The 11,734-nt window shown below is 72.7% G+C and carries 11 protein-coding genes and 1 riboswitch; of the genes, 5 read left to right on the top strand and 6 right to left on the bottom strand.

Annotated features, from left to right (window positions below; genetic code table 11):
- The first annotated feature begins 3 nt into the window (after positions 1-3).
- Positions 4-387, top strand: coding sequence for a DUF742 domain-containing protein (locus ACFVVO_RS20600; RefSeq protein ID WP_390056771.1), 384 nt, complete (start codon positions 4-6; stop codon positions 385-387).
- Here ACFVVO_RS20600 and ACFVVO_RS20605 read toward each other — a convergent pair.
- A complete protein-coding gene (locus tag ACFVVO_RS20605; protein ID WP_390056773.1) occupies positions 384-929 on the bottom strand; it encodes a Repetin in 546 nt (181 codons plus the stop codon). The genes ACFVVO_RS20600 and ACFVVO_RS20605 overlap by 4 nt on opposite strands.
- A gap of 305 nt (positions 930-1,234) precedes the next feature.
- On the opposite strand from ACFVVO_RS20605, the gene ACFVVO_RS20610 reads away from it, so the two are divergent.
- Together ACFVVO_RS20610 and ACFVVO_RS20615 are read left to right on the top strand one after the other, a co-directional pair.
- Positions 1,235-2,023: a carbon-nitrogen hydrolase family protein gene (locus tag ACFVVO_RS20610; RefSeq protein ID WP_390056775.1), complete on the top strand. Its 789-nt coding sequence runs from the start codon at positions 1,235-1,237 to the stop codon at positions 2,021-2,023.
- A gap of 49 nt (positions 2,024-2,072) precedes the next feature.
- Complete coding sequence (locus tag ACFVVO_RS20615) at positions 2,073-3,785, top strand: flavin monoamine oxidase family protein (RefSeq protein WP_390056776.1); 1,713 nt, start codon at positions 2,073-2,075, stop codon at positions 3,783-3,785.
- A 41-nt stretch (positions 3,786-3,826) separates the two neighbouring features.
- Here the strand turns inward: ACFVVO_RS20615 and ACFVVO_RS20620 are convergent, their stop codons facing one another.
- The 3 genes from ACFVVO_RS20620 to ACFVVO_RS20630 all read right to left on the bottom strand — a co-directional run bounded on the left by ACFVVO_RS20620 (position 3,827) and on the right by ACFVVO_RS20630 (position 7,131).
- Positions 3,827-4,756: an LLM class F420-dependent oxidoreductase gene (locus ACFVVO_RS20620; RefSeq protein WP_390056778.1), complete on the bottom strand. Its 930-nt coding sequence runs from the start codon at positions 4,754-4,756 to the stop codon at positions 3,827-3,829.
- Between the two features lie 98 nt (positions 4,757-4,854).
- A complete protein-coding gene (locus tag ACFVVO_RS20625) occupies positions 4,855-5,541 on the bottom strand; it encodes a DUF5995 family protein (RefSeq protein WP_390056779.1) in 687 nt (228 codons plus the stop codon).
- 198 nt (positions 5,542-5,739) lie between these two features.
- Entirely contained in the window at positions 5,740-7,131 is a 1,392-nt protein-coding gene (locus ACFVVO_RS20630) for a uracil-xanthine permease family protein (RefSeq protein ID WP_390056781.1), read from the bottom strand.
- Positions 7,132-7,329: 198 nt separating this feature from the next.
- Between ACFVVO_RS20630 and ACFVVO_RS20635 the strand changes: the two genes are divergently transcribed.
- Positions 7,330-7,788: an acyl-CoA thioesterase gene (locus tag ACFVVO_RS20635; protein WP_390056783.1), complete on the top strand. Its 459-nt coding sequence runs from the start codon at positions 7,330-7,332 to the stop codon at positions 7,786-7,788.
- Here the strand turns inward: ACFVVO_RS20635 and ACFVVO_RS20640 are convergent.
- On the bottom strand, positions 7,748-8,962 hold the full coding sequence (locus ACFVVO_RS20640; protein WP_390056785.1) for an MFS transporter: 1,215 nt from the start codon (positions 8,960-8,962) through the stop codon (positions 7,748-7,750). The genes ACFVVO_RS20635 and ACFVVO_RS20640 overlap by 41 nt on opposite strands.
- A gap of 118 nt (positions 8,963-9,080) precedes the next feature.
- On the opposite strand from ACFVVO_RS20640, the gene ACFVVO_RS20645 reads away from it, so the two are divergent.
- The gene (locus ACFVVO_RS20645) at positions 9,081-10,295 is read left to right on the top strand and encodes an ROK family transcriptional regulator (RefSeq protein ID WP_390056787.1); all 1,215 of its coding nucleotides are present in this window, start codon (positions 9,081-9,083) and stop codon (positions 10,293-10,295) included.
- A 250-nt stretch (positions 10,296-10,545) separates the two neighbouring features.
- Here ACFVVO_RS20645 and ACFVVO_RS20650 read toward each other — a convergent pair whose 3' ends face one another.
- Positions 10,546-11,289 (bottom strand): SDR family oxidoreductase, encoded by a 744-nt coding sequence (locus tag ACFVVO_RS20650; protein WP_390056788.1) that lies wholly within the window; start codon positions 11,287-11,289, stop codon positions 10,546-10,548.
- Positions 11,290-11,598: 309 nt separating this feature from the next.
- Positions 11,599-11,729: riboswitch (FMN riboswitch) on the top strand.
- The last annotated feature ends 5 nt before the right edge of the window (positions 11,730-11,734 follow it).

Here is an 11,734-nt window from a genome sequence, read left to right on the forward strand (position 1 = left end):
GCGGTGAGCGACGAGCACTGGTACGAGGACGAGACCGGGTCGATGGTCCGCCCCTACACCGTGACCCGGGGCCGCACTCGCCCCTCGGACCGGCACCCCATCGACCTGATGTCCCGGGTCACCGCGCCGGAGCCGGACGGCGCGGCCCGGCCGGTCCTCGACCACGCCCCGGCGGCTCTGCTCGACCTGGTCCGGCGGGGCCCGCGCCCCGTGGCCGAACTGGCGGCGGACGCCGACCTGCCCCTGACCGTCGTTCGCGTCCTGCTCGGCGACCTGGCCGAGGCCGGTCTGGTCCGCATCGACGAGCCGGGCCGCCACCCCGTCACCGGCCCCGCCGCCGATCCGGAACTGCTCAGGGAGATCGTGGAGCGGCTGCGGGAGCTCTAGAGCGCGGGCTGCCACGGCACGACGTGGAAGTCGCCCGTGCCCTGCCGCACCTTCTCGAACGGCGCCGACGAGACACACTTGGGCAGGTCCCTCGGCCCCATGTCCTGCGTCGCCGCCCAGCTGTAACCCAGCCGGTCGTGCCGGCCGAGATCGTGGACGGTGACCCCGACCCGCGCGCCCTTGGCGCCCGGCAGGTTCGAGTCGGTGATCACCCCGGATACGACGGCCACCTTCCCGCCCGTGATCAGGCAGTCGACCTTCGCCCTGGCCCAGGCGCCCTCGCCGTGCAGGTAGTGACGGAACCGGAAGGTGCCGGTGGCCTTCGTGGGGGTCCTGGTGTCCTTCGCCGCCAACTGCGCGTCGAAGGAGAAGGTGATGTCGTCCCCGGCCGACCGGTACAGCTTGGCCGTGCCGGTGAGCGCGGCGGCCTCGTGCCGGTGGTGCTGCCGCGGGCCCTGGCCGGAAGCCGTCGCCGATCCGGCCGCTCCGGCGGTGATCAGCAGGGCGGCGGTGACGGCGGCGATCCTCGTACGACGCTGCATGACGGTCCTTTCCGCAGGCCGATCGTGTGAACCGAACGCCCACCACTCTCCCGGCGGCGTGCCCTTCCGCACATCGCTCCCGAGGCGGTGTCCCGCCTCCCCCGTCCGGCGGGGAAACCCCGCCGTGACCTGCGTCTCAGGGCGTACTCGGGCTCTTCCGCGGGGCACGCAACGAATCGCCGTCCGACCCCCTTGCCACGCAACGAACCGCGTACCGGCGCGCAACGGCTCCTTCTTGTCCGGCCGAGCGCGCCGACCGTACCTTCTAACTGGCCCCCCAAACCCCCTTCCCGGTGAGGACACGCATGCGCACCGCCCTGCTCCAGAGCTCCGGCCGCCCCGGCTCGATCGCCGAGAGCCTCGAGGTTCTCGACGAGGCCGCGGGCCGGGCCGCCGCCGCGGGAGCCGCGCTGCTGGCCGCGCCGGAGATGTTCCTCACCGGGTACGCGATCGGCGACGACATCGCCCGCCTCGCCGAGCCCGCCGACGGCGAGTCCGCGGACGCGATCGCCGAGATCGCCGGCCGGCACGGTCTGGCGATCGCCTACGGCTACCCCGAGCGTGCCGGCGACGCCGTTCACAACTCCGCCCAGCTGATCTCCGCAGCCGGCACCCGGCTCGCGAACTACCGCAAGACCCACCTCTTCGGCTGCTTCGAGCGGGACCACTTCACGCCCGGCGAGCAGCCGGTCGTCCAGGCCGAGCTGAACGGGCTGACCGTGGGCCTGATGATCTGCTACGACGTCGAGTTCCCGGAGAACGTACGGGCGCACGCCCTGGCCGGCACCGACCTCCTCGTCGTGCCGACGGCGCAGATGCACCCCTTCCAGTTCGTCGCCGAGTCCCTGGTGCCGGTGCGGGCCTGGGAGAACCAGATGTACGTGGCGTACGTCAACCGGGTCGGCCACGAGGGCGAGTTCGAGTTCGTCGGCCTGTCGGTCCTGGCCGGCCCCGACGGCGTCGCCCGCACCCGCGCCGGCCGGGAGGAGCAACTGGTCCTCGCCGACGCCGACCCGGGCCTCCTGGCCGCCTCCCGCGAGACCAACCCGTACCTGAAGGACCGCCGCCCCGGTCTGTACCGGTCCCTCGTCTGATCCTCCCGAGCTTTCCCAGATCCACCCCCGCGCAAGGAGTCCGTACCCCATGACGTCCACCGTGCCCAACGCCGTCGAGCACGCAGACGAGCAGCAGCCGCCGATCACCATGTTCGGCCCGGACTTCCCCTACGCCTACGACGACTTCCTCGCCCACCCGGCGGGCCTCGGCCAGATCCCGGCGACCGAGCACGGCACCGAGGTCGCCGTCATCGGCGGCGGTCTGTCCGGCGTGGTGGCCGCCTACGAGCTGATGAAGATGGGCCTCAAGCCCGTCGTCTACGAGGCCGACCAGCTCGGCGGCCGGCTGCGCACGATCGGCTTCGAGGGCTGCGACGAGTCGCTGACCGCCGAGATGGGCGCGATGCGCTTCCCACCGTCCTCCACCGCGCTGCAGCACTACATCGACCTGGTGGACCTGGAGACCAGGCCGTTCCCGAACCCGCTCGCCGAGGCCACCCCGTCCACCGTCGTGGACCTCAAGGGCGAGTCGCACTACGCCGAGACCGCCGACGACCTGCCCCAGGTGTACCGCGACGTCGCCGACGCATGGAACAGGTGCCTGGAGGACGGCGCCGACTTCTCCGACATGAACCGCGCCCTGCGCGAGCGGGACGTGCCGCGCATCCGCGAGATCTGGGCCAGGCTGGTCGAGAAGCTCGACAACCAGACCTTCTACGGCTTCCTCTGCGACTCCGAGGCCTTCAGGTCCTTCCGGCACCGGGAGATCTTCGGCCAGGTCGGCTTCGGCACCGGTGGCTGGGACACCGACTTCCCGAACTCCATCCTGGAGATCCTGCGCGTCGTCTACACCGAGGCCGACGACCACCACCGCGGCATCGTCGGCGGCTCCCAGCAACTGCCGCTCCGCCTCTGGGAGCGCGAGCCGGAGAAGATCGTCCACTGGCCGTACGGCACCTCGCTGAAGGCCCTGCACGTGGACGGCGAGCCCCGCCCCGCCGTGACCCGGCTGCACCGCACCTCGGGCAACCGGATCACCGTCACCGACGCGGACGGCGACATCCGCACCTACCAGGCGGCCGTCTTCACCGCCCAGTCCTGGATGCTGCTGTCGAAGATCGCCTGCGACGACTCGCTCTTCCCGATCGACCACTGGACGGCGATCGAGCGCACCCACTACATGGAGTCCAGCAAGCTCTTCGTGCCCGTCGACCGGCCGTTCTGGCTCGACAAGGCCGTCGACGACAACGGGAACCCGACCGGCCGGGACGTCATGTCGATGACGCTCACCGACCGCATGACGCGCGGTACCTACCTGCTGGACGACGGCCCGGACAAGCCGGCCGTGATCTGCCTGTCGTACACCTGGTGCGACGACAGCCTGAAGTGGCTGCCGCTGTCCGCGAACGAGCGGATGGAGGTCATGCTGAAGTCGCTCGGCGAGATCTACCCGAAGGTCGACATCAGGAAGCACATCATCGGCAACCCGGTGACCGTCTCCTGGGAGAACGAGCCCTACTTCATGGGTGCGTTCAAGGCCAACCTGCCCGGCCACTACCGCTACCAGCGGCGCCTGTTCACGCACTTCATGCAGGACCGGCTGCCCGAGGACAAGCGGGGCATCTTCCTCGCCGGTGACGACATCTCCTGGACGGCCGGCTGGGCCGAGGGCGCGATCCAGACCGCGCTGAACGCGGTCTGGGGAGTCATGCACCACTTCGGCGGCGAGACCGACCCGACCAACCCGGGCCCGGGCGACGTCTACGACGAGATCGCCCCGGTGGAACTGCCCGAGGACTGACCGGGCCCGGGGAGAACAGACCGAGGCGCGGGCGGCCGGGCTCAGACCCCGGCCGCCCGCGCCTTCTCGAACACCTCGGCGGCGACGTCCTTGAGCTCCTGGGCGTCGCGCGGGGTGCTCTGCAGGTCCACCAGGATCTCGTCCAGGCCGATTTCGGCGTGCCGGACCAGGTCCTCGACGATCTGGTCGGCGTCGCCCTGGAACGGCCGCCGCCCGTCGCCCTCATAGGGCTTGGCCGAGTGGACCGCGTTGACCCGCAGCACCGTCCGGATCGGCTCCTTGCGGCCGCGCTCGGCGGCCAGGTCCCGCAACTCGGCCCACTGGGCGCCGATCCGCTCGACGCCCATGCCCACCGGCAGCCAGCCGTCGGCGTGGTCCACCAGACGCCGCTGCGCGCGCCTGCCGCTCGCCGCGAGCAGGATCGGGATCGGCCGGGCCGGCTTGGGGCCGACCACCGCGGAGGAGATCCGGGTGATCCGGCCTTCGTGCACGACCGGGTCCGGGCCCCACACCGCCCGGCACACCTCGATCAGCTCGTCCAGCACCTGCCCGCGCTCCTCGAAGGGCCGTACGCCCGACGCCGCGTACTCGTCGTGGGACCAGCCGGTGCCGAAACCGGCGAGCACCCGGCCGCCGCTCGCCGCGTCCAGCGTGGCGAGGGCCTTGGCGAGCTGGAAGGGCAGGTGCAGCGGCGCGACCAGCACGCTGGAGCCCAGCAGGACGCGTTCGGTGACGGCCGCGGCGAGGGTCAGGGTGACCAGCGGCTCGGCGACGCCGCGGTAGGAGTCGGGCCAGGGGAGCCCCGGGATGTCGTACAGGCCCTGCCCCGCGGGTTCCGGGAACAGAGCGCGCTCGTACACCCAGAGGCTGTCGTAGCCGATCCGCTCCGCCGTGCGTGCCACGTCGGGTACGTCCCTGCCCAGGTCGTACTGCCGGTTCTGCGGGAGGCCGAGGCCCAGCCGAGTAGCCATGTGCCGTGAGCTCCTTCGCGGTCGGTTTCCGGTTCAACCTACAGAGATCGCCGCGGAGTTCCAGGAGACCCGGCGGAGGTTGGCCGGAACGCCCCGGTTCAGTCGCCGTACGGCGTCAGCAGCATCCGCCCCGCGAAGCCGACCGCCGCGTCCAGCCGTTCGGTGAACTCCCCGGCGAGGTCCCCGCAGTGGCGCAGCGCCCACAGCGCCCGGGCCGCCGCCCAGGTCGCCTCCCGTGCCCGCTCCAGGCTCCAGGAGCCCAGCAGATGGGTGATCGGGTCGGCGATCTGGAGCACGTCGGGACCCGGCATCAGATCCTCGCGGATGCGCTCCTCCAGCGAGCCGAGGAGGTCGCCCACGCGGTCGAACTCGTCCTCCAGATCAGCCGGTTCGCAGCCGAGCGTGCGACAGGCGTCCACCACGGCGAGCGCCAGGTCGTGCCCGATGTGCGCGTTGATGCCCGCGAGCGCGAACTGCAGCGGCCGTACCCCGGGGTGGCGGCGGAACTGGAACAGGGGCCGCCAGCAGGCGGGCGGACGGCGGTCCCGGGCCACCGCGTCGACCGCCGCCAGGTACCGCTCGGCGAACCGTACGTCCAGCGTGGCCGCCGCCCGCCGGTCCGCGAACACCCCCGCGTCCAGGCGCCGGCCGACCTCCTCGGTGACGGCGAGGTAGACGCGGTTGAACACGGCGACCCCGTCCGGCTCGGGCAGCTCCGCGTCGAGGGCGCGCATCCGGGCCAGGACGGCGTCGACGGGAGCGGTGAAGTGTTGCAACTGCGCCATGGGGGGAAGGGTCGCAGCCCTGGGCGGGCCCGCGTGCCGACCGGCCCGATGCTTCCCCGGAACGGGGGAACGCGGGGCGGACCGGGGGAGCGGCACAGCGCGGGAGAGCAGGGCGGCGACACCGTGTTGGGTTCACGAGCCCGGCGCCTGGCCGCCCGCCGGGCGGAGCGCGGCCGGTACCTTCACGCCGTCGTACGCCTACGACTTGGCGCGCTGACCGTTCTCGTCGTAGCTGGACGTGCCCTCGTCCAGCAGCGGCTCCTGCGTCTTGAGATGGGCGGGCGCGAAGGCGCGCAGCGCGTGGTAGCCGGTGATGACGACCAGGGTGCCGAGCGCGATGCCGCTGAGCGAGAAGGTGTCGGTGAACTTCATGGCGACGTTGCCGACGCCGATGATGATGCCCGCGGCGGCCGGCACCAGGTTCAGCGGGTTGCGCAGGTCGACCTTGGCGTTGATCCAGATCTGCGCGCCGAGCAGGCCGATCATGCCGTAGAGGATGACGGTGATGCCGCCGAGCACCCCGCCCGGGATCGCGGCGACGACCGCGCCGAACTTCGGGCAGACGCCGAAGAGCAGCGCGAAGCAGGCTGCGGCCCAGTAGGCGGCGGTGGAGTAGACGCGGGTCGCGGCCATCACGCCGATGTTCTCGGAGTAGGTGGTGGTGGGCGGGCCGCCCACCGCGGTCGACAGCATCGAGCCGACGCCGTCCGCGGAGATCGCGGTGCCGAGCTTGTCGTCCAGCGGATCGCCGGTCATCTCCCCGACCGCCTTGACGTGCCCCGCGTTCTCCGCGATCAGTGCGATGACGACCGGCAGGGCGACCAGGATCGCCGACCACTGGAACGAGGGTCCGTGGAAGGACGGCAGGCCGATCCAGTCGGCCTTGGAGACGCCGGAGAGGTCCAGCCGCCAGTGGTCGGTGAGCTTGCCGCTCGCGTCCACCGAGTGGATCTTCCCGAAGATCCGGTCGAAGGCCCAGGAGATCCCGTACCCGAAGACCAGCCCCAGGAAGATCGCGATCCGCGACCAGAAACCGCGCAGGCAGACGACCGCAAGGCCGGTGAACAGCATCACCAGCAGGGCGGTCCACTGGTCCTGCGGCCAGTAGGTCGACGCGGTCACCGGAGCCAGGTTGAAGCCGATCAGCATCACCACCGCGCCGGTGACGATCGGCGGCATGACGGCGTGGATGATCCGCGCGCCGAAGTGCTGCACCGCGAGTCCCACCAGGAACAGCACGGCGGCGACCACCAGGACCGCGCCGGTCACGGTGGCGCTCGTGCCGCCCTGCGCCCGGATGACCGCGGCCACGCCGACGAAGGAAAGGGAGCAGCCCAGATAGCTCGGGACGCGGCCCCGGGTGGCGAGCAGGAAGATCACGGTCGCCACGCCCGACATCATGATCGCCAGGTTCGGGTTCAGGCCCATGAGCACGGGGGCCACGAAGGAGGCTCCGAACATCGCCACGACATGCTGGGCGCCCAGGCCCACCGTGCGCGGCCAGGAGAGCCGTTCGTCGGGGCGTACCACCGCTCCGGGTGCGGGCGTGCGCCCGTCACCGTGCAGCTTCCAGCGCACGCCGAGGTCCATGGTGGGGTTTCGCTTTCTCTGTATGTGAAGACTGTTCCAGACCATTGTCAGGGGTACCTGGCGGCTTCACGCGCACCCGGCCCCGCCCGTGGACCGCGTGCACGGGGCTGACCTGCGGTGACCTGCCGACTCTCCTGAGCGGTCGCTTAGTATGGAGTGGTCCATGTCGTCCCCGCCCCATCGCCCAGGAGCACCTCCGTGACCGCCGAAGCCCCGATCGCCCCCGCCGTCGCCCACGGCCGGCTGATCCCCGTCACCGTCCACTTCGACGACCTGGACGCGCTCGGACTGCTGCACAACGCCCGCTACCCGCTGATGGTCGAGCGCGCCTGGACCGAGTTGTGGAACGAGCACGGCGTCCGCTTCGACGGCGACTGGCACGCCGCAGGCGACGCCTGCAACGCGGTCCGCGAGCTGCGCATCGGCTACGAGGCACCGGTGACCCGCCCGGGCACCTACGCCGTCCACCTCTGGCTGGAGCGGCTAGGTACCACGGGCCTCACCTACGGCTTCCGCTTCTGCTCGGCCGACGGCGCGCAGACCTACGCCCGCGGTACCCGGGTCCTGGTCCGGCTGGACGCGACGACGCTGCGCCCGGCGCCATGGAGCGACGCCTTCAGGGCCGTGGGCCGGGAACTTCTGCGACCCGCGGACTGACCTGGCCGCGGCCGCCGCGCTCGGCGGTGCGCAGCACACCCGCGAACACCGCGAGACCGCAGGCCAGCAGGGTCACCACGCAGAACGAGACCATCAGGCTGGTCGCCTGCGCCACCCCGCCGATCAGGCTGGGTGCGATCAGCCCCGAGGTGTACGTGATGGTCGCCACGCCCGCGATGGCCTGACTGGGGTTGGGGCCGGCGTGCCCGGCCGCCGCGAAGCACAGTGGTACGACGACCGCGATGCCGAGACCCATCAGCGCGAACCCGGCCATCGCCGGTGCCGGGTGCCCGGCGAGGACGATCAGCAGGCCGCCCAGCCCGGCCAGCACACCGCCGGCCCGCACGGTGCGGACCGCACCGAAGCGGTTCACCACCGCGTCCCCGGCGATCCGGGCGACCGCCATGGTCAGCATGAACCCGGTCGTGGACGCGGCCGCGACCCCGGCCGAGCTGTCCAGCCGGTCCCGCAGGAACACCGCCGACCAATCCAGGCTCGCCCCCTCCGCGAACACCGCGCAGAACCCGACCGCGCCGATCAGCAGCGCCGAGCGGGGCGGCAGCGCGAACCGCGGGGGCGGCTCCTCGTCCTCGGCGGGCTGCACGTCCAGCACGCCCGAGCAGGCCACCAGGCCGAGCACGGTGAGGACGGCAGAGGCCAGCGCGAAGTGCAGGCGCGCGTCGGCGCCCAGGTGCGCGGCGAGCGTGCCGGCCGCCGAGCCGATCAGCGCGCCCGCGCTCCACATCCCGTGCAGGCCCGACATGATCGACTTGCCGAGCAGCCGCTCCACCTCGACACCCAGGGCGTTCATCGCGACGTCGGCCATGCCCGCGCTCGCGCCGTAGGCGAACATCGCCAGGCACAGCGTGTACATGTTCGGCGCGAGGGACGGCAGGACCAGCGACAGCGTCCACAGCGCGAGCAGCCCGCGCAGCGCCGTACGGCTGCCGAAGGAGTGACTGATCCGGCCCGCCAGCGGCATCGCGCACGAGGCGCCGAACGCCGTGAACGCCAGGGCGAAGCCGAGCTGCCCCGTGTTCAGCCAGGCATGCTCCTGCACCCAGGGCACCCGGGTGGCGAAGGAACCGGTCACGGCGCCGTGCACGGCGAACACGGCCGCCACGGCGTACCGGGCGCGCCTCACCTCGTCACGTGCATGGCTCACGTCACCCATGTACCAGTCCCTCCCCGGAGTTACCCGCAGCGCCGTCGCTGCACCGCGTAAACTATCAGGGACCCTACCTGATAGATAGTGGAAAACTCGGCCGCGCCCGTCTGGGAGGATGCCCGTCATGCCCGCATCACCGAGCACCGCCCGGGCCATCAACGACCGGCTCGCCCTGCGCCTGCTTCAGCGGGAAGGTCCGCTGACGGCAGGGCAGTTGAAGCAGCTGACCGGACTGTCCCGGCCCACGGTCGCCGATCTCGTCGAGCGGCTCGGCGCCTCCGGTCTGATCACGGTGGTGGGGGAGTCCGGCGAGCAGCGCCGCGGCCCGAACGCCCGGCTGTACGGCATCGTCGCCGACCGCGCCCACCTGGCCGCGCTCGACGTACGTACCGAGGGTGTCTTCGTGCTGGTCTCCGATCTGGTGGGGCGCGTGCTGGCCGAGGCTTCGGTGCCCATCGGCGGGAACACCGGGACCGGGCTCGCGGTGGAGCGGGCGGTGACGGCGGTGGAGCGGACGGTCAAGGAGGCCGGAGGCCGGCGGCTGCACACCGTCGGGATCGGGGCGCCGGGCCTCGTCGACCCCGCCACCGGCGACCTCCGCGACTCCGGCGGACTGCCGGCCTGGCATCGCCGGCTCGCCGCGGCCCTGCAGGAACGGCTGCCCGAGGCCCGAGTGACCGTGGAGAACGAGACCAACCTGGCCGCCCTGGCCGAGCAGCGCGAGGGCGCCGCCCGCGACCGGGACACCTTCGTCCTGCTCTGGCTGGGCCATGGCGTCGGCGCCGCGGTCGTCCTGGACGGCGCCCTGCGCCGCGGTGCCTCCGGCGGCACGGGCGAGATCGGCTTCCTGCCCGTCCCGGGCACGGTGACCCTGCCGTCGGCGACGGACTGCGACGGCGGCTTCCACTCCCTGGCCGGAGCCGCGGCGATCGCCCGGCTGGCGGGGGAGCACGGACTGCCGGGGGCGGAGCCGGCGGACGGTCCGGGCGTGGCGGTGGTGGTGCGCGCGGCCGTCGCACGGGTGACGGACCCGCCCGGCGGAACGGCCGAGACCGGCCCCGCCGAACGCTTCCTCGACGCCCTCGCCGACCGGATCGCCATCGGGGCCGCCTCCGTCGTCTCCATCCTCGACCCGGGCTGCGTCGTCCTCGGCGGGGAGATCGGGCAGGCCGGGGGAGCGGTGCTCGCCGAGCGCGTCGCCGAGCGGCTCCGCCGGATGTCGCCGCTGGTCACCGAGGTCCGGGCCGGCCGCCTCGGCGGCACCGCGGTCCTGCGCGGCGCCCTGCTGACGGCCCGGGACCGGGCCCAGGACGAACTGTTCGCCCCGGCCGACCGGTAGGACCCGTCCGGGAGGGGCCGGTCCGGCCCGCCGGTCCGGCGACTGGGTGTTCGTCCCGGGCCGGCCGCCGGAACCCGCCCGGGCGGAGCCTCGTCGGCCCCCGCCCGGTGACCGTTAGCGCCCCGGCCGACCGGTAGGACTCATCCGGGAGGGGCCGGTCCGGCCCGCCGGTCCGGCGACTGGGCGTTCGTCCCGGGCCGCCCGCCGGAATCTGCTCAGGCGGAGCCTCGTCGGCCCCGCCCGGCGACCGCTACCGCCCCGGCCGCCGTGCCAGGTACTCCTCGAAGGTGCCCTTGCCCACGGCCTGCTCCGGCGCCAGATGGCCGCCCGCGCGGAAGGCGCGGTAGGCGCGGCCGAGGAGCGGTACGTTCACCACGGCCCGGCGCCGCCCGGTCGCCCGGAGGTAGGCGTGGGCCAGCGACTCGAACGACCGCACCTGCGGACCGCCCATGTCGGGAACCCGCCCGGCCGGCGGCGCGACGGCCAACTCGGCCAGCCGGTCCGCGACTTCGGCCACCTCGATGGGCTGGTCCGGCACCCCAGCCGGGAGTGGCAGGACCGGTGACCTGGCGAGTCCCCGCAGCACCGAGGCCACCAGGTCGTGGAACTGTGTCGCCCGCAGCACGGTCCAGCCGAGCCCCGACTCCTCGATCCGCCGCTCCACCGCGAGCTTCGACTCGTAGTAGCCGAGCGGCACGCGGTCGACGCCCACGATGGAGATGTGGAGCAGGTGACCCACACCGGCCCGCCGTGCCGCCGCGATCAGGTGGTCCGCCGCTCGTTCGTCCCCGCCGCGAGGGTTGCTCGCGCAGTGCACGACCGTCTCCACGCCCGCGAGGGCCGTGTCCAGGGCGGGGCCGCCCTCGCGCAGGTCGACGGCGTACGGCCGGGTGTGCCGGCTGAGCACCCGCACCTCGTGCCCGTCCGCCCGCAGTCGTTCGGTGACGGGCCGGCCGAGCGTGCCGGTTCCGCCGGTCACCAGGATCGTGGTCATGCTGTTTCCGTCCCTCCGGACACCGGAGCACTCCTGAGTGAAGTGCCCTCGTCCGCTGAGACAACGCGGCCCCGCGAAATGTGACAGTTCCGCGGCGGGCCGCATCCACCCTGGCGGCCCGGCGGCGGGCAAGGGCCGTCGTCACCGCCGCCGGGCCCGCCCGCACCCTAAAAGGACTAGACCAGTGCGTCAATGGTCCGGACCAATAGGCTCCTCGGGGAGGACTGGACGGGCGGTCTGTGAGTCACTCCACATCATTCACCCGCATGGACCCCTGGCGGCCGTGGCACACTGGCCCTGTACCAGAAGCAGCGCACTCCGGGGTCGGTGAAAGTCCGAACCGGCGGTTACAGTCCGCGACCCGGTCGCTTCCAGCGGCCGGTTGACCAGGTGAAATTCCTGGACCGACGGTTAAAGTCCGGATGGGAGGCAGTGCGCGGCGGGC

Source organism: Streptomyces sp. NPDC058145 (assembly GCF_042884245.1).
In the GTDB taxonomy this organism is placed as follows: domain Bacteria; phylum Actinomycetota; class Actinomycetes; order Streptomycetales; family Streptomycetaceae; genus Streptomyces.

Coding starts and splice junctions, on each gene's coding strand:
- ACFVVO_RS20640 (WP_390056785.1), bottom strand. CDS start 8,962: ATGGGTGACGTGAGCCATGCACGTGACGAGGTGAGGCGCGCCCGGTAC.
- ACFVVO_RS20650 (WP_390056788.1), bottom strand. CDS start 11,289: ATGACCACGATCCTGGTGACCGGCGGAACCGGCACGCTCGGCCGGCCC.
- ACFVVO_RS20630 (WP_390056781.1), bottom strand. CDS start 7,131: ATGGACCTCGGCGTGCGCTGGAAGCTGCACGGTGACGGGCGCACGCCC.
- ACFVVO_RS20625 (WP_390056779.1), bottom strand. CDS start 5,541: ATGGCGCAGTTGCAACACTTCACCGCTCCCGTCGACGCCGTCCTGGCC.
- ACFVVO_RS20615 (WP_390056776.1), top strand. CDS start 2,073: ATGACGTCCACCGTGCCCAACGCCGTCGAGCACGCAGACGAGCAGCAG.
- ACFVVO_RS20645 (WP_390056787.1), top strand. CDS start 9,081: ATGCCCGCATCACCGAGCACCGCCCGGGCCATCAACGACCGGCTCGCC.
- ACFVVO_RS20610 (WP_390056775.1), top strand. CDS start 1,235: ATGCGCACCGCCCTGCTCCAGAGCTCCGGCCGCCCCGGCTCGATCGCC.
- ACFVVO_RS20620 (WP_390056778.1), bottom strand. CDS start 4,756: ATGGCTACTCGGCTGGGCCTCGGCCTCCCGCAGAACCGGCAGTACGAC.
- ACFVVO_RS20605 (WP_390056773.1), bottom strand. CDS start 929: ATGCAGCGTCGTACGAGGATCGCCGCCGTCACCGCCGCCCTGCTGATC.